The sequence below is a fragment of the Aeromonas sp. FDAARGOS 1415 genome (assembly GCF_019048365.1).
Lineage (GTDB): Bacteria > Pseudomonadota > Gammaproteobacteria > Enterobacterales > Aeromonadaceae > Aeromonas > Aeromonas taiwanensis.
In genome coordinates this window covers 1727501-1742448 of the sequence record NZ_CP077363.1, presented here as the reverse complement: position 1 = coordinate 1742448, position 14948 = coordinate 1727501, and the positions used below count along the sequence as shown (strand labels likewise).

Annotated in this window: 15 protein-coding genes and 2 rRNA genes (1 of these 17 cut by a window edge); 8 read left to right on the top strand and 9 right to left on the bottom strand. The window is 59.8% G+C overall.

From position 1 onward, the window contains the following. Positions 1 to 8: 8 nt before the first annotated feature. Genes lptA through I6L45_RS08250 form a run of 4 tightly spaced genes read right to left on the bottom strand, consistent with a single transcriptional unit; the run spans position 9 to position 2620 of the window. Complete coding sequence (lptA, locus tag I6L45_RS08265) at positions 9 to 527, bottom strand: lipopolysaccharide transport periplasmic protein LptA (protein ID WP_043762680.1); 519 nt, start codon at positions 525 to 527, stop codon at positions 9 to 11. Continuing rightward, on the bottom strand, positions 514 to 1074 hold the full coding sequence (gene lptC, locus I6L45_RS08260) for an LPS export ABC transporter periplasmic protein LptC (protein WP_216983928.1): 561 nt from the start codon (positions 1072 to 1074) through the stop codon (positions 514 to 516). Before lptC ends, lptA begins: the two co-directional genes overlap by 14 nt. Beyond that, a complete protein-coding gene (gene kdsC, locus I6L45_RS08255) occupies positions 1071 to 1625 on the bottom strand; it encodes a 3-deoxy-manno-octulosonate-8-phosphatase KdsC (protein ID WP_216983927.1) in 555 nt (184 codons plus the stop codon). The genes lptC and kdsC overlap by 4 nt, the downstream gene beginning before the upstream one ends. Then, a complete protein-coding gene (locus I6L45_RS08250) occupies positions 1625 to 2620 on the bottom strand; it encodes a KpsF/GutQ family sugar-phosphate isomerase (protein WP_043762637.1) in 996 nt (331 codons plus the stop codon). The genes kdsC and I6L45_RS08250 overlap by 1 nt, the downstream gene beginning before the upstream one ends. Positions 2621 to 2826: 206 nt before the next feature. Here I6L45_RS08250 and mlaF point away from each other — a divergent pair, with 206 nt between their 5' ends. The 7 genes from mlaF to murA are packed head-to-tail and all read left to right on the top strand — an operon-like array spanning position 2827 to position 7350. After that, the gene (gene mlaF, locus I6L45_RS08245; RefSeq protein WP_043762636.1) at positions 2827 to 3627 is read left to right on the top strand and encodes a phospholipid ABC transporter ATP-binding protein MlaF; all 801 of its coding nucleotides are present in this window, start codon (positions 2827 to 2829) and stop codon (positions 3625 to 3627) included. Further along, a complete protein-coding gene (gene mlaE / locus I6L45_RS08240; protein WP_043762635.1) occupies positions 3627 to 4406 on the top strand; it encodes a lipid asymmetry maintenance ABC transporter permease subunit MlaE in 780 nt (259 codons plus the stop codon). Before mlaF ends, mlaE begins: the two co-directional genes overlap by 1 nt. Positions 4407 to 4413: 7 nt before the next feature. Then, complete coding sequence (gene mlaD / locus I6L45_RS08235; RefSeq protein ID WP_043762634.1) at positions 4414 to 4914, top strand: outer membrane lipid asymmetry maintenance protein MlaD; 501 nt, start codon at positions 4414 to 4416, stop codon at positions 4912 to 4914. Positions 4915 to 4916: 2 nt separating this feature from the next. After that, positions 4917 to 5549, top strand: a complete 633-nt coding sequence (gene mlaC / locus I6L45_RS08230) for a phospholipid-binding protein MlaC (protein WP_216983926.1) — start codon at positions 4917 to 4919, stop codon at positions 5547 to 5549. Next, positions 5546 to 5818 (top strand): lipid asymmetry maintenance protein MlaB, encoded by a 273-nt coding sequence (locus I6L45_RS08225; RefSeq protein ID WP_043762632.1) that lies wholly within the window; start codon positions 5546 to 5548, stop codon positions 5816 to 5818. Before mlaC ends, I6L45_RS08225 begins: the two co-directional genes overlap by 4 nt. Beyond that, positions 5818 to 6075 (top strand): BolA family iron metabolism protein IbaG, encoded by a 258-nt coding sequence (gene ibaG, locus I6L45_RS08220; protein WP_043762631.1) that lies wholly within the window; start codon positions 5818 to 5820, stop codon positions 6073 to 6075. Before I6L45_RS08225 ends, ibaG begins: the two co-directional genes overlap by 1 nt. A gap of 18 nt (positions 6076 to 6093) precedes the next feature. Then, positions 6094 to 7350: a UDP-N-acetylglucosamine 1-carboxyvinyltransferase gene (murA, locus tag I6L45_RS08215; protein WP_210547765.1), complete on the top strand. Its 1257-nt coding sequence runs from the start codon at positions 6094 to 6096 to the stop codon at positions 7348 to 7350. Positions 7351 to 7411: 61 nt separating this feature from the next. Here the strand turns inward: murA and pmbA are convergent, their stop codons facing one another. Beyond that, positions 7412 to 8755 (bottom strand): metalloprotease PmbA, encoded by a 1344-nt coding sequence (pmbA, locus tag I6L45_RS08210; RefSeq protein ID WP_216983925.1) that lies wholly within the window; start codon positions 8753 to 8755, stop codon positions 7412 to 7414. Between the two features lie 114 nt (positions 8756 to 8869). Between pmbA and yjgA the strand changes: the two genes are divergently transcribed. Next, on the top strand, positions 8870 to 9394 hold the full coding sequence (gene yjgA / locus I6L45_RS08205) for a ribosome biogenesis factor YjgA (RefSeq protein ID WP_042074394.1): 525 nt from the start codon (positions 8870 to 8872) through the stop codon (positions 9392 to 9394). A 79-nt stretch (positions 9395 to 9473) separates the two neighbouring features. On the opposite strand, the gene I6L45_RS08200 is transcribed toward yjgA, so the two are convergent. The 4 genes from I6L45_RS08200 to I6L45_RS08185 form a co-directional block, all read right to left on the bottom strand. Continuing rightward, positions 9474 to 12557: a transglycosylase domain-containing protein gene (locus I6L45_RS08200; RefSeq protein WP_216983924.1), complete on the bottom strand. Its 3084-nt coding sequence runs from the start codon at positions 12555 to 12557 to the stop codon at positions 9474 to 9476. 214 nt (positions 12558 to 12771) lie between these two features. Next, positions 12772 to 13089: a PTS system regulator TmaR gene (tmaR, locus tag I6L45_RS08195; protein ID WP_010672687.1), complete on the bottom strand. Its 318-nt coding sequence runs from the start codon at positions 13087 to 13089 to the stop codon at positions 12772 to 12774. Between the two features lie 372 nt (positions 13090 to 13461). Next, positions 13462 to 13576 (bottom strand): 5S ribosomal RNA (gene rrf, locus I6L45_RS08190). Between the two features lie 78 nt (positions 13577 to 13654). After that, positions 13655 to 14948 (bottom strand): 23S ribosomal RNA (locus I6L45_RS08185); it runs 1595 nt beyond the window's last position.

The window sequence follows — 14948 nt, the reverse complement described above, 5'->3', positions numbered from 1 at the left end:
TCTGTTTCCTACTTCTTCTGGTCGGCGGGCTTGTCGAAGTTCTCTACCTGATCCGGCAGGAACACCGTCTTGACCCGCTGGGTGGGTCCCTTGCTCTCGGCGATCATCTTCTGTTTCACGATGTCATAGCGGATCAGATCGCCAGTGACCTGGCTGTCTTCCTGTTTCAGCTGGCCGTTGCCGGTGATGGTCACCAGCCGATTCTTGAGCTCGTAGCGAATGCTGTTGCCGTGGGCATTGACCGGTTTGCCGTTGTCCAGTACCTGGAAGAAGGTGGCCGGGTTGCCATAGGCCGTCATGACCTCAGCCCCCTTCTCACCTGAGCGGATCACCACCACCTTGTCGGCCTTAATCTTGATGGTGCCCTGGGTGATGATCACATCCTCGCTGAAGGTGATGCGGTTGTCCTGCATCTCGGCCACCTGCCTGACGGCATCCACATAGACCTTCTCGGCGAAGTCGGACTCTTTGGCGTTCAGGGTGCCGCACAGCAGCAGGGCAGTGAGCGCCAGATTAACGTTTTTCATTGAAATAAGTGGCATGGCCTTTATCCAGTAACTCGAAATATTTACGTTCCAGGTGACCCTTCAGGCCAACGCCCTCGGTCTGGAATTCCTGGCCCACGATGCTGATGTGCTGGTTGCTTCTCAGCTCCTGCGTCACTAGGTCCATCTCCAGATAAGGGGTATCCAGCGTGGAGATGAAAGAAGCCGGCAACAGGCCGTCCAGATGCACTTTGTCACGCAGGATCACATTGTCGTCTGTGTTGAGCACCCCGGTCTCGGCCGTCACCTTCCACTCGGCCTCGCCCTTGTCATCGAACATGTAAACCACAGGCTTGTCGAAGGTGGACTGCTCGAGGACCTGATAATACTCCGCATAATCCGACTCCAGCCGCTCGGTCCGCTTGCCCTGTTCGTTGAAGCGGGTGGTCACCAGATGTTTGGCGGTGAAGTCCGGCTGGAAGTTCTCTACCTTGGTAGTCGGCTCGGGCGCCAGCTCAATCTCCCCCAGCTGCCAGGCGGCAAGCGCCACCAGGAACAGCAGGCCGAACAAAACCGTCTGCTTGTTCATCGCGACACCTCGGGTGGATAGTCCCCCAATCCCTGGGCCTGCAGGATGAGATCGCACACTTCGCGCACCGCACCGACACCGCCTCCCAGCCGTGTCACCATGTCAGCCCGCGCCCGCACCAGAGGATGGGCATCCGCCACGGCGATACCCAGGCCACAAGCCTGCATCACCGGCAGATCGATGGTGTCATCCCCCATATAGGCGGCTTGCGATGCATCCAGTCCCAGCGTGGTCAGCAACGCCTCGAAATGGGGGAGCTTCTCATCCGCCCCCTGCACCAGGTGCTGCACCCCGAGGCTCTTCATGCGATCGCTGACGATGCGGGAGCTGCGCCCGGTGATGATGGCGATCTCGATGCCCGCATTGAGCAGGGCCCGCATCCCCGCGCCGTCGCGGGTGCAGAAGGTCTTCAGCTCTTCGCCGTTGTTGCCCATATAGATGAAGCCATTGGAGAGCACCCCATCCACATCGCACACCAGCAGACGGATCTGCGCCGCCTGATCAAACTGGCTGCGCGTCACCGGACCATAGAGGGTCGGTACGTCTTGCATCAAATTACTCCGGCTTTCAGCAGGTCGTGCATGTTGAAGGCGCCCAGCGGACGTTTCTCCCCATCCACGACCAGCAACCCGTTGATTTTTTTGGTTTCCATCAGTTTGACGGCTTCGGCCGCCATCATTTCAGGCCCTACGGTAACACAGTTGGCCGTCATGACGCGGCTGATGGGAGTGTGGTGAATATCCACCTGCAGATCCAGGATCCGCCGCAGGTCGCCATCGGTGAACAGGCCGGCCAGCAGTCCCTGTTCATCGACCACCGCCGTCATCCCCAGCCCCTTGCGGCTCACTTCCAGCAGCGCCTGGCTGATGGTGGCATCTATCCCCACCTTGGGCAACAGATCACCAGCGTGCATCAGGTCGCCGACCCGCAGCAACAGCCGTTTGCCCAGAGAGCCGCCGGGATGGGAGAGCGCGAAGTCGTCGGCGGTGAAGCCGCGGGCTTCCAGCAGAGCCACCGCCAGCGCATCCCCCATCACCAGGGTTGCCGTGGTGCTGGAGGTCGGAGCCAACCCCAGCGGGCAGGCCTCTTTTTCCACCTTGATGCACAGGTGCACGTTGGCCTCTTTCGCCATGGTGGAGGCAGGGTTGCCCGTCATGCAGATGAGCGGGATGCCGCGGCGCTTGAGCACCGGCAGCAGGGCAAGGATCTCGTCGCTCTCGCCAGAGTTGGAGATGGCGATGATGAGATCCCCCGCGGAGATCATGCCGAGATCCCCGTGGCTGGCTTCGCCCGGGTGCAAGAAGAAGGCGGGCGTCCCCGTGCTGGCCAGGGTCGCGGCAATCTTGTTGCCGATATGACCCGACTTGCCCATGCCGGTGACCACTATCTTGCCACCGCAGCGCAGCACCATCTCGCAGGCCCGTTCGAAGGCCTCGTCAAGGTACTGGTAGAGCCCATCGATGGCTTGTTTTTCTATGTCCAGCACCGCTCGGGCACTGCGACGAAAATCGAACAATTCAGACACTTTTTCAGGCTTTACAGACATAAAGGCACAGCTCCGGGCCGAAATTTGCTGCGGGATTATAAAAAAGTCTGTCGAGATAAGCGAATCGGATGCGGAATGGCCGGTCAGCGATGCAAATTGTTACATAAAACTGTCGCGCCTTTGGGGGGGAAACCCGCTCAATAGTTGTTCCTTGCTGTTGCTTAGACCTAGACTAGCCCATAAAATTCGCTCTTCATTTATACCGGATGGACAATTGTTTGAACGATGACCTGATCACCATCTCCGACCTGACGTTCAGTCACGGAGATCGGTTGCTGTACGACAGGATCAACCTGACCATTCCCCGTGGCAAGGTCACCGCCGTCATGGGGCCGAGCGGGATCGGCAAGACCACCTTGCTGCGCCTGATCGGTGGCCAACTGAAACCGGAATCGGGTCACATCCTGTTCGACGGGGAAGACATTCCTACTCTCTCCCGTTCACGCCTCTACGAGGTGCGCAAACGGATGAGCATGCTGTTTCAAAGCGGCGCCCTGTTCACCGGCATGACCGTCTTCGACAACGTAGCCTTCCCCCTGCGGGAGCACTCCGGCCTGCCGGAGGAGCTGATCCACGCCATCGTCATGATGAAGCTGCAGGCGGTGGGTCTGCGCGGCGCGGCAAAACTGATGCCGTCCGAGCTCTCCGGCGGCATGGCCAGGCGCGCCGCCCTGGCGAGATCCATCGCGCTGGATCCGGATCTCATCATGTATGACGAGCCCTTCGTCGGCCAGGATCCCATCACCATGGCGGTGCTGGTCAAGCTGATAAAGGAGCTTAATGACGCCCTTGGCATCACCTCCGTCATCGTCACCCACGACGTGAAGGAGGTGCTGAGCATCGCCGACTACGCCTACATCATCGCCAACCGCAAGGTGGTCGCGCACGGCACGCCGGAGCAGCTGCGCGAGGAGCACAATCCCGAAGTCGAGCAATTCCTGAAGGGATTGCCTGACGGTCCTGTTCCGTTTCATTTTCCGGCAGGCGACCTGCTACAGGATCTGTGATGCTGACAACTCAGATAAGCAAGCTGGGGCGCAGCGGGGTGCGCTTCATCAGCGCCATCGGCCGCGCCACCATCATGTTGTTTCATGCGCTGGCGGGACGCCCCCAGCCGCGTAAACACTTCCCGCTGCTGGTGCAGCAGCTCTACGTGGTGGGGGTACAGTCCGTCGCCATCATACTGGTGTCGGGCCTGTTCATCGGCATGGTGCTCTCCTTGCAGGGCTACAACGTACTGAAGGATTTCGGCGCAGAGCAGAGCCTGGGCCCCCTGGTCTCCCTCTCCCTGCTCCGTGAGCTGGGCCCCGTGGTGACCGCCCTGCTGTTCGCCGGTCGTGCGGGTTCCGCCCTCACCGCCGAGATCGGCCTGATGAAGGCCACCGAGCAGCTCTCGAGCCTCGAGATGATGGCCGTCGATCCCCTGCGCCGGGTCGTGGCGCCTCGCTTCTGGGCCGGGGTCATCAGCATGCCGCTGCTGGCCTTCATGTTCAGCCTGATCGGCATCTTCGGCGGCAAGCTGGTCGGTGTCGATTGGCTGGGAGTGGATGAGGGCGGCTTCTGGTCCGCCATGCAGGCCTCCGTCGACTGGCAGGACGACATCATGCAAGGGGCAGTGAAGAGCCTGATCTTCGCCCTGGTGGTCACCTGGATAGCGCTCTTCAACGGCTATGATGCCAAACCGACCTCGGCCGGGATCAGTCAGGCGACGACCCGCACCGTGGTCCACTCATCCCTGGCCGTGCTCGGTCTGGATTTTATACTCACCGCAGTCATGTTTGGATAAGGGAAAGATGAAGTTCAGCAAAGTAGAATTTCTGGTTGGCGCCTTCATGCTGGCTGGCATCGCGGCCATTCTGGCATTGGCACTGCAAGTGGCGGGATTGAGTTTCAAACCAGAAGGAGAAACCTATACCCTGCGCGCCCATTTCGATAATATCGGCGGCCTGAAAGTTCGTTCGCCGGTCAAGGTCGGCGGTGTCGTCGTCGGCCGGGTCAGCGACATCAGTCTGGAGCCCAAGAGCCAGGTCCCCGTCGTCACCCTGCAGATGCAGAAGAGTGCCGGCGAGTTCTCCGAAACCAGCACCCTATCCATCCTGACTTCGGGTCTGCTCGGCGAGCAGTACATCGGTCTGGCACCCGGCTTCAGCGATGAAGAGATGGGCACCAGCATGCTCAAGGATGGCGACATGATCGAAGACACCAAGTCCGCCATCGTGCTGGAAGACCTGATTGGCAAGTTCCTCTATAGCCAGTCCTCTCCGGCCGCCAGTACACCCGCAACCAAGGAGTAACCATGTTCAAGAAGATCGCCCTGCTGCTGGGTCTGATGACCAGCATGCTGTTCTCCCTCGTCGCCCAGGCGGAGATCAACAGCTCGGATCCCTATGCCCTGGTGGATCAGGCCGCCCAGCAGACCTTTGCGCGCCTGAAATCCGACCAGGCCCAGGTCAAGAGCAATCCCGACCATCTGCGCGTCATCATCCGCGAAGAGCTGCTGCCCTATGTGGACAACCGCTTCGCTGCCTACAAGGTGCTCGGCAACCAGATCAAGCAGACCACCCCGGCCCAGCGTGAAGCCTTCGTCGAGGTCTTCACCGAATACATGGTGAGCTCCTACGCCGATGCCCTGGCCCACTTCGACAAGCAGACCGTCCAGGTGCAACCCGGCAAGGTGGCCGACAGCAACATCACCGCCGTCAACGTCAGCGTGAAAGAGGCCGGCAAACCGGACATCTTCCTCGAGTTCAAGCTGCGCAAGAACAACAAGACAGGCGAGTGGAAAGCCTTCGACATGGTTGCCGAAGGGATCAGCCTGCTCTCTGCCAAGCAGAACGAGCTGGGTGGCCTCATCCGTCAGAACGGCATCGATGCGGTGATCGCCCAGCTGCGCGAGCACAATGCCAAGCCGCTGGTCATCAAGTCATGAGACTGAGTGGCGAATTGCAGGCGGCTCAGGTCATCGAGCTGTGGCAACGCCGTGCCGACTGGTGGCAGGAAGACCAGCTCGAGCTCGGCGAGGTCACGACCCTGGATTCCGCCGGCCTGGCTCTGCTGGTCAAGTGGGCCAAGGCAACCCTGGCGCGAGGCGCCACACCGACGCTGGTGGGTGCCTCCAACGATTTCCATACGCTGGCCAACCTTTACGGGGTGGCCGGTTTGTTTCAATCAACCCCGCTCACAACTGAGGACGCATAATGCAAGTCTCTGAAATTGAAGCGATACTCCTCGAGGCTTTGCCATTGTCCGAAGTCCATGTCAAAGGGGATGGCAGTCACTACCAAGTGATCGCCGTCGGCGACATGTTTGACGGCATGAGCCGGGTCAAGAAGCAACAGGCCATCTATGCCCCTCTGATGGACAAGATTGCCACCAACGAGATCCACGCTCTCTCCATCAAGGCCTATACCGAGGCCGAGTGGAAACGCGAGCGTAAATTCCAGCTGCCCTCCTGATTTGGTAAAGAAGTAACCATGGACAAATTCAAGATCACCGGCCCCTGCACCCTCTCCGGTGAAGTGACCATCTCCGGCGCCAAGAACGCCGCCCTGCCGATCCTGTTCGCCACCCTGCTGTGCGACGAAGAGGTGCAGCTCTCCAACGTGCCGCGCCTCAAGGACGTCGGCACAACCCTCAAGCTGCTGGAGATGCTGGGCGCCTCCACCAAGGTCAACGGCAATGTGACCGTGCTGACCGGGGCCGTGAACAACCACGTCGCCCCCTACGAGCTGGTGAAGACCATGCGCGCCTCCATCCTGGCACTGGGTCCGCTGGCAGCCCGCTTCGGGGCGGCCGACGTATCCCTGCCCGGCGGTTGCGCCATCGGTGCCCGTCCGGTCAACCTGCACGTCCATGGCCTGGAGCTGATGGGCGCCAAGATCACCATCGAGGACGGCTACATCAAGGCCCGTGTCGACGGTCGCCTGAAGGGTGCCCACATCCTGATGGACATGGTCTCCGTCACCGGCACCGAGAACCTGATGATGGCCGCCGCCCTGGCCGACGGTCGCACCGTGATCGAAAACGCCGCACGGGAGCCGGAAGTGGTGGATCTGGCCCACTTCCTCAATACCCTGGGTGCCAAGATCCAGGGCGCGGGCACCGACACCCTGACCATCGACGGCGTCGAACGTCTGCACGGTGGCAGCTACAGCGTGCAACCTGATCGCATCGAAACCGGAACCTTCCTGGTGGGTGCAGCGGTCACCGGTGGCAAGATCACCTGCCGCAATACCGACCCCAGCCTGCTGGAAGCCGTCCTGGTCAAGCTGGAAGAGGCCGGCGCCCTGATTGAGAAGGGTGATGACTGGATCACCCTCGACATGACAGGTCGCACCCTGAAGCCTGTCACCATCAAGACCGCCCCCTACCCGGCCTTCCCGACCGACATGCAGGCCCAGTTCACCGTCCTGAACGCGGTGGCCAAGGGTACCGGCATGGTCACCGAGACCATCTTCGAGAACCGCTTCATGCACGTGCCCGAGCTGGTGCGGATGGGCGCCGACATCGAGCTCCAGGGCAACGTGGCCATCTGCCGCGACACCACCCAGCTCAAGGGTGCCCAGGTGATGGCGACCGACCTGCGCGCCTCCGCCAGCCTGGTGCTGGCCGGCTTCGTGGCCGAAGGGGCCACCATAGTCGATCGCATCTATCACATCGACCGTGGCTACGAAGACATCGAACACAAGCTGCAAGGCTTGGGCGGCTGCATCGAGCGCATCAAGGAGTAATCCTCGCGCCCATAAAAAAAACGGCACCCTTGGGGTGCCGTTTTTGTTTGTCCGCCTGGAGTCAGTGACCGGCCAGCTTCATCTGTTCTACCAGCACGGAGCCGGTCTTCAGGCTGGAGCGCTCATCCTCGTCGCTCCCCACCGCCACTATGTGGCTGAACATCTCGGCCAGGTTGCCGGCGATGGTGATCTCCTCTACCGGATAGAGGATCTCGCCGTTCTCGACCCAGAAACCGGCGGCGCCGCGGGAATAGTCGCCGTTGACGATATTGACCCCCTGCCCCATCAGCTCGGTCACCAGCAACCCGGTGCCCATCTCCTTGAGCATGCCCTGGAAATCCTGCCCCGTATTGGACACCTGCCAGTTGTGAATGCCGCCGGCGTGTCCCGTGGTGGTCAGCCCCAGCTTGCGGGCGGAGTAGGAGGTGAGCAACCAGCTCATCAGCTCGCCGTTGCGCACTATGTCCATGTCGCGGGTACGCACCCCTTCGCCGTCGAACGGGGTACTGGCCAGCCCGCCCAGCAGGTGGGGAAATTCCTGGATGGTGAGCCATTCGGGCAGGATCTGCTTGCCCAATTTGTCGAGCAGGAAACTCGACTTGCGGTAGAGGTTGCCGCCGCTGATGGCCATGACCAGGTGCCCCCAGAGCCCGGCAGCCGTATCGGGATGGAACAGCACGGGCGCGTGGCGGGTGCTGATCTTGCGGGCACCGAGACGGGAGACAGTGCGCTCCACCGCCTCGTCGGCGATGCGCTGCGGGCTCCACAGCCCGGAGAGAGAGCGGCTGGAGGAGTAGCCGTAGTCCCGTTGCATGTCGCCATCCTGCTCGCCGATGAGCACGCAGCTAAGAGAGTTGCGCGACGCCGCATAGCCTTTGACGAAGCCGTGGCTGTTGCCGTAGACCTTGACCCCCAGATGGCTGGAGAAACTGGCGCCGTCGGAGTGCTTGATGCGGGTATCCCGCCCCAGGGCCAGCCGCTCGCACTCGATGGCCAGCTCGATGCCGCGCTCGGGGTCGAGCTCGATGGCGTGACAGAGCTGCAGATCCGGCGCATCCCAGGCCAGCAGCTCGGCATCCGCGAGGCCGGCACAGTCGTCCGGGGAGGTATGGCGGGCGATCTCCATGGCCGCTTCCACGGCAGCGCGAATGGCTGGCTTGGTCAGATCCGTGGTGGAGGAAGAGCCCTTGCAGCCATCGCGATAGACGGCGATACCGAGCGCTCCGTCCTTGTTGAATTCGATGCTTTCCAGCTCACAGCCACGGGTGTTCACCGAGAGGCCGGTCTGTTTGCTGATGGAGACTTCGGCAAGCCCGGCACCCAGCCCTTTCGCTATCGCCAGGGCTTCTGCGACCACGGCCTCGAGATGGGCTTGATCCTGGCGGATTTGATCTTGCTGGTCCATAACTCACATCTGTATGAAGGAAGGAAAGGGGCTAAGCATATCAGACCCCTGCGTCCAGCGGGAGAAGCTGGTAACATATCCGCCAAAACGTGAATGACAGGAATCAAGAGACCGATGAGTCAATATCAAGACGACAACGAGTGGGAAGACTGGGGCCCCAGCAAGAGCCAGCTCAAGCGTGACGCCGAAGCCTTGCAGAAGATGGGGGAGGAGATCGTCTCCCTGAGCCACAGCGAGCTGGAGAAGATCCCGCTGGACGAAGAGCTGGCTGAAGCAGTCGAGCTGGGTCGCAAGCTCAAACCGAAGAAGGACGAGTCCTTCCGTCGCCACCTGCAGTTCATCGGCCGTCTGATGCGCAGCCGCGATGTCGGCCCCATCGAGGAGGCCCTCTCCATCATCAAGATGCGCCACTCCACTGTGAACGCCCGCCTGCACCGTCTCGAACAGTGGCGCGAACGCCTGATCACCGAGGGTGACAGTGCCCTCAACGAGCTGATGTCCCAGTTCCACGAACTGGACCGTCAGAAGCTGCGCCAGCTGATCCGCACCGCCAACAAGGAGCGGGAGCTGAACAAGCCGCCGGTCGCCTATCGCGAGATGTACCAGTACCTGCGCGGCGAGATCGAAGATCAGCTGTAAACCACGGCGCTTTCTTGGGTGAGTCGCGGGATAGCAAGAACGAAAACGGGGCCAGTCAGGCCCCGTTTTTTATGCGTTATCAGCTTCCCGCCACACACTGGGTATGGGTTCCGGGCTGCAGGTAGGGCACCAGCAGGGGAGCCATTCCCTTGAGCACCTGTACCGGCAGGGCCGAGGTGAAGCGGAACTTGTCCGACTGACTGCCCGGCACATAGGCCGTCAGTGTCCCGAAGTGGTCATCCCCGATATAGAAGACAAAGGTCGCGGTCCGGTTGCGGGCCAGCGAGCTGGTCACATTGCCGTAGCGGCCCACCGTCTCGATCCGGTTGTCCCCCGTCCCCGTCTTGCCCCCCAGGCCCAGGACAGTGCCGTCCGGCAGGGCAAAGGCACCGGCAATTCGCCGTGCCGTCCCCCCTTCCACCACCTTGGACAATGCATTGCGCAAGGCGCTGGCCACCTCGACCGACATCACCCGGGTACCCTGGGTATTGGCCGGCTCAAAGACGGTGGCAAAGGGGGTCCCCTTGGCGAAGGAGAGATGCTCGATGCGCAGGGTCGGTGCCCGCATCCCGCCATTCTGGATGATCCCCATCAGCTCGGCCAGGGCCGCCGGTCTGTCCCCCGAACTGCCAAGGGCGGTCGCCAGCGACGGCACCAGATGGTCGAACGGATAGCCCAGGCGCGCCCAGCGCTGATGGATGTCGAGGAACGCCTCGACCTCCAGCATGGTACGGATCCGGCTGTCACGGGCGCTGCGATGACGAGTCTTGAACAGCCAGCTGTAGACCTCCTGACGCTCGTCCCGGCTAGCCTCGACGGCGTCGGAGAAGGTCGCCTTGTCAAACGCCTTGAGATAGGAGAGCAGCCACAGCTCCAGCGGGTGCACACGGGCGATATAGCCTTGATCCGGCAGTGAATACTTACCTGGACCATAGCTGACATAGAGCTGTTCTATCCGTTTGTCGCTCAGCTTCTCCCGAGGCAGGCGCTTGGCCAGGAAGGCGGCAAACTCCGCCTGGGACGCTTCCGGCATCAGGTAGCGGTGTACGGCTGCGAGGCGCACTGCGCTGGGCTTGAGGCCGTCGAGGAAGGTGTCGAGCTGCTCTTCCGATGTCTTGCCGCGATATTTGCGCCAGAAGCGCAGCAGGTAGGTCTGTCCCTCCTTGTCCGCAAACTTGGCAAGGTACTCGGTGCGGCGTGGATCCTTGTCGTCCTTCAGCAACTGGGCCCGGTTGCCCTCCTTGTAGAGGCTGTAGCGCACTATGTCACGCATCAGCCTCACGAATGGCAGGTTGATGGATTCGCGCAGTGCATCGCGGATGGGTGGAATGCGGCCGTTGTCTTCCTTGCGGAAGTTGTTGAAGGTGTGCATGCCGCCACCGGTGAAGAAGCCTTCATAGGGGCTCGCGGAATACTTGCGATCGAGCGCCGCCTCCAGCATCACGGGGAGACTCCGATCCTTGGCACTGATCAGGTAGGCGATGGCCCAGCGGCTGATGTTGTCCTGGTCGGCGACCTCTATCTTGCGCAAGCTCTCGACCGGCATGTTCCCGTAGCTGTCATGCAGTTCGGTGACGATCTCGAGGTAGGTGGTCAGTACCCGCAACTTGGCAGTAGAGCCCAGCTCCAATTTGCTGCCCTCGTTGATGTCGAACGGCTGATCCGTGTTGTCGGTCTGCACCCGCACCTTGACCCCTTCCGGGGTCTTCTCGAACAGGGTGAAGCTGTATTTCACGTCCCCCGTCTTCTCCGGCGAGAGCAGGCGCTCACCAAACAAACCTACCTGGGCGGCGAAGGCGGGATCCGCCAACTGCTGCAGATAGCGGGAAACCTCGTTTTGCAGCGGCATATTGAGGGTGGCATTGGCCGTCAGATCCATGCGGTCCAGATCATACAGCTGCACCCCGAGCTGGCGGCTCAGACGGGTGCGCGCCACCTGCAGACCCTTGTTGTTGTTGACCCGGGTAATGGCAGGCGCCTGAAGGAAGTCGCGGAAGACCAGCTTGGCCTTCAGAGCCGACTCCATCAAGGGTGGCGTGATCATGCCCTCCTGCACGAACAGTCGCAGGTAGCTATCGGTCAGAGTAGAGAGCGCCTCTCGCCCCTGGGCCAGGTAGTAGGAGGGACGACGGTGGGCAATCATCAGGGAAACCACCTGACGCAGGGCCAGGCCTTGCTCGGCCAGCGTGGCATTCTGGTTGCGGGCGGGATCCAGCAGACGGTTCACCTCGTCGACATTGGCGCCGAACCAGACCCAGAGGCCATCCCCCAGACCATGGACCTCGCCATATCCCGGGGCGGCGGAAAGCGGCACCGAGTTGAGGTAGGCCCAGGCAACCAGCTTGCGCGCCTCCAGCGTCTCGGGCCCCAGACGATAGGCGCGCACGCTGGCCGAGACCATCTGGCGGATCTTCTCGGTCGGCGAAACGGTCAGACCGTCGGGAGAGTGGCGATACTTCTCCACCTGGGTCGCCAGCGTACTGCCGCCGGCAGATTGGTCCTGCATATCCAGCGCCTTACCCACCTGAGACATGGCCGCCTTGGCAAAGCGTGGCCAGTCCACTGCCGGATTGGCGAGGGGTTCCTTGTTGCTCAGCAGATCCCGGTTCTCGATGAACAGCAGAGACTGTATTACCAGCGGCGGTATGGCGTTGAAATCCGGGTAGTAATGAGTCGGGTACTTGTACTGATAGAAGGGTTCGGCACGACAGTCATGGAGCGTCAGCCCAGCCTGTACCTTCTCGGTGTAGGGAACGAAGAAACCGTGGCTGGCATAGTTGTACAGCGCATCGGAGAAATGCACTTGTTCACTCACCTGATAGCCACGCTGGACAAGGCGTTCCTGGATCATGGGCATCAGCACATAGCCCAACCGCTTGTCGAAAGGACCGTCATCCGGGAAGGCGATCTGCTTGCTGGGGCCGGGCTCGACCTGATAAGTCAGCTCGGCCGCATAACGGGAGATCTCCTGTGACTGCAGCCGGGATGTCTTCATCTCATAACCGACCAGGGCGATCACGGCAGCCAGGCAGAGCAAGAAGATAAAACAGAACAGCCAGCGCCACCAGGGGCGACGCTTGCGCTGAGGTTGCCCGTCCGCATGCGGTACGGATGAATCCTGAGTTGCCACTTTAATCGAATCCGTCTGTTTTGATGCGCCCATATCAGCCCCACCATGGTTGCGCAATTTATTGTCTTTCAATCAAGCTTAGTCGTTTCAAGTCAAAGGCTTGAAAACTATTGACTGCTTTGCAGCGATGTTAACAGGGCGATTGTGAAAAGGGGAGCCGATTGTTGCGGCTCGACAAGAGATCCGAGCTGCGGGATAGAAAGCAAAACACCGGCCAGAGGCCGGTGTTCAGGGTAATGGAGTCGCGTTACTTGCTGGTGCTCATGCTCTTCAGCTTGGTGCTGAGCTCCTTGCGCTCCTTGGACAGCTCGGCGTTTTTGATGATGTGGTCATCGACACGCTCCTCATAGTCCGTACGCATGTTGGCGATAATGGCCTGAACCTCATCGATGCTCATGCCGGGCTTGATGTAGTCGCTCAGGTTGTCGAGCAGCAGAACCCGCTTCTGGTTGTCACGGATCTTTTTCTCGTTATCCGCGATTTCACGCTTGAGCTTGTTCTGGCGACGGGACATACGCACATATTCCAGCACATCGTTGAAAGTAGACTTGTTTACTTGTTCCATATCGATACCACAGACTGAAGGTGAATGAAAACAGGTGGATATTCCCAGACCAGATAGAGAAAAAAGGCATGGCACGGGAAAACCCAGAATGCCCTTACTCTACCGAGTTATGGTGCAGATACAACCCTAATCGCGGGCCTAGTGTCGTATTTGGACGAAGGGGTCTCGGCTGGATAATCCCGATGGAAACGGGTAAATAACATACACCATCGTCTCTGCACATTACGTTATAACAGTGAAGAGGGGCCCCACAGCCCGCGAGGACAAGGGACAAAGAGAGGTAAAAGGCAAAAACAAGAAAGGATTCAGACAGAGAAAGGAAATCTTCAGACAAAAAAGCCCGCTCGAATGAGCGGGCTTCTTCAATTGGGTGCCTGGCAGTGTCCTACTCTCGCATGGCGAATGCCACACTACCATCGGCGCTACAGCGTTTCACTTCTGAGTTCGGCATGGGGTCAGGTGGTTCCACTGCGCTATTGCCGCCAGGCAAATTCTTCAATCTGAGAAAGCTGATGTAAGTAGTTTCGTATTCGTTACAAGGCTCGAAACACTTCTTGGGTGTTGTATGGTTAAGCCTCACGGGTAATTAGTATGGGTTAGCTCAACACGTCGCCGCGCTTACACACCCCACCTATCAACGTTGTGGTCTCCAACGGCCCTTTAGGACCCTCAAGGGGTCAGGGATGACTCATCTCAGGGCTCGCTTCCCGCTTAGATGCTTTCAGCGGTTATCGATTCCGAACTTAGCTACCGGGCAGTGCCACTGGCGTGACAACCCGAACACCAGAGGTTCGTTCACTCCGGTCCTCTCGTACTAGGAGCAACTCCCTTCAATCATCCAACGCCCACGGCAGATAGGGACCGAACTGTCTCACGACGTTCTGAACCCAGCTCGCGTACCACTTTAAATGGCGAACAGCCATACCCTTGGGACCGACTTCAGCCCCAGGATGTGATGAGCCGACATCGAGGTGCCAAACACCGCCGTCGATATGAACTCTTGGGCGGTATCAGCCTGTTATCCCCGGAGTACCTTTTATCCGTTGAGCGATGGCCCTTCCATTCAGAACCACCGGATCACTATGACCTACTTTCGTACCTGCTCGACCTGTCCGTCTCGCAGTTAAGCTGGCTTATGCCATTGCACTAACCTCCTGATGTCCGACCAGGATTAGCCAACCTTCGTGCTCCTCCGTTACTCTTTGGGAGGAGACCGCCCCAGTCAAACTACCCACCAGGCACTGTCCGCGGCCCAGATTCATGGGCCTGCGTTAGAACATCAAACATACAAGGGTGGTATTTCAAGGACGGCTCCAGCGCAACTGGCGTCACGCCTTCAAAGCCTCCCACCTATCCTACACATGTAGGTTCAATGTTCAGTGCCAAGCTGTAGTAAAGGTTCACGGGGTCTTTCCGTCTAGCCGCGGGTACACCGCATCTTCACGGCGAATTCGATTTCACTGAGTCTCGGGTGGAGACAGCATGGCCATGGTTACACCATTCGTGCAGGTCGGAACTTACCCGACAAGGAATTTCGCTACCTTAGGACCGTTATAGTTACGGCCGCCGTTTACCGGGGCTTCGATCAAGAGCTTCGCTTGCGCTAACCCCATCAATTAACCTTCCGGCACCGGGCAGGTGTCACACCCTATACGTCCACTTTCGTGTTTGCAGAGTGCTGTGTTTTTGATAAACAGTCCCAGCCATCTGGTCACTGCGACTCCCGTCAGCTCCATCCGCAAGGGACTTCACCAACAAGAGCGTACCTTCTCCCGAAGTTACGGTACTATTTTGCCTAGTTCCTTCACCCGAGTTCTCTCAAGCGCCTTGGTATTCTCTACCCGACCACCTGTGTCGGT

Coding starts and splice junctions, on each gene's coding strand:
- I6L45_RS08200 (WP_216983924.1), bottom strand. CDS start 12,557: ATGGGCGCATCAAAACAGACGGATTCGATTAAAGTGGCAACTCAGGAT.
- mlaC (WP_216983926.1), top strand. CDS start 4,917: ATGTTCAAGAAGATCGCCCTGCTGCTGGGTCTGATGACCAGCATGCTG.
- mlaD (WP_043762634.1), top strand. CDS start 4,414: ATGAAGTTCAGCAAAGTAGAATTTCTGGTTGGCGCCTTCATGCTGGCT.
- yjgA (WP_042074394.1), top strand. CDS start 8,870: ATGAGTCAATATCAAGACGACAACGAGTGGGAAGACTGGGGCCCCAGC.
- lptC (WP_216983928.1), bottom strand. CDS start 1,074: ATGAACAAGCAGACGGTTTTGTTCGGCCTGCTGTTCCTGGTGGCGCTT.
- tmaR (WP_010672687.1), bottom strand. CDS start 13,089: ATGGAACAAGTAAACAAGTCTACTTTCAACGATGTGCTGGAATATGTG.
- I6L45_RS08250 (WP_043762637.1), bottom strand. CDS start 2,620: ATGTCTGTAAAGCCTGAAAAAGTGTCTGAATTGTTCGATTTTCGTCGC.
- I6L45_RS08225 (WP_043762632.1), top strand. CDS start 5,546: ATGAGACTGAGTGGCGAATTGCAGGCGGCTCAGGTCATCGAGCTGTGG.
- lptA (WP_043762680.1), bottom strand. CDS start 527: ATGAAAAACGTTAATCTGGCGCTCACTGCCCTGCTGCTGTGCGGCACC.
- mlaE (WP_043762635.1), top strand. CDS start 3,627: ATGCTGACAACTCAGATAAGCAAGCTGGGGCGCAGCGGGGTGCGCTTC.
- pmbA (WP_216983925.1), bottom strand. CDS start 8,755: ATGGACCAGCAAGATCAAATCCGCCAGGATCAAGCCCATCTCGAGGCC.
- mlaF (WP_043762636.1), top strand. CDS start 2,827: ATGGACAATTGTTTGAACGATGACCTGATCACCATCTCCGACCTGACG.
- murA (WP_210547765.1), top strand. CDS start 6,094: ATGGACAAATTCAAGATCACCGGCCCCTGCACCCTCTCCGGTGAAGTG.
- kdsC (WP_216983927.1), bottom strand. CDS start 1,625: ATGCAAGACGTACCGACCCTCTATGGTCCGGTGACGCGCAGCCAGTTT.
- ibaG (WP_043762631.1), top strand. CDS start 5,818: ATGCAAGTCTCTGAAATTGAAGCGATACTCCTCGAGGCTTTGCCATTG.